This is a genomic window from Micromonospora sp. LOL_024 (genome assembly GCF_048060415.1).
Taxonomy (GTDB): Bacteria; Actinomycetota; Actinomycetes; order Mycobacteriales; family Micromonosporaceae; genus Micromonospora.
Genome location: NZ_JBHMIS010000194.1, coordinates 1 through 448, shown reverse-complemented (window position 1 = coordinate 448; position 448 = coordinate 1). Strand labels below are relative to the sequence as shown.

General features: G+C 67.2%; 1 protein-coding gene. It reads right to left on the bottom strand.

The window, feature by feature from the left end:
• On the bottom strand, nt 1-448 hold a 448-nt coding region (locus ACFHWY_RS28845; RefSeq protein WP_416583381.1), incomplete at both ends, for a substrate-binding domain-containing protein.

Sequence of the window (448 nt, the reverse complement as noted above, 5' to 3'; positions counted from 1 at the left end):
CGCTGTCGCGGACGACGAGTTCGGTCGCCAACTCCAACCGAGGACTCTCCACCTTCTCGCCCCTGGCCAGCCGCAACACCGTACGGGCGGCCAACATCCCCATCTCTGCCAACGGCTGCCGCACCGTGGTCAACGGCGGCGAACACCACCGCACCTCCGGCAAATCATCGAAACCCACCACACTGACGTCGTCCGGCACCCGCAACCCCCGCTGACGCACCGCCTCGTACACACCCAACGCCATCTGGTCACTCGACGCGAAAATCGCCGTCGGCGGATCCGTCAACCCCAACAACCGCCCACCACCAGCGAAACCCGCCTCGTGATAGAAGTTGCCCGCCTGGATAAGTCGATCGTCGACGGGGATGCCCGCCGTCTCCAGGGCGGCCCGGTAGCCGTCCATCCGCGCCCGGCTGCACATCAACTGCGGCGGCCCGGCGATGAACCC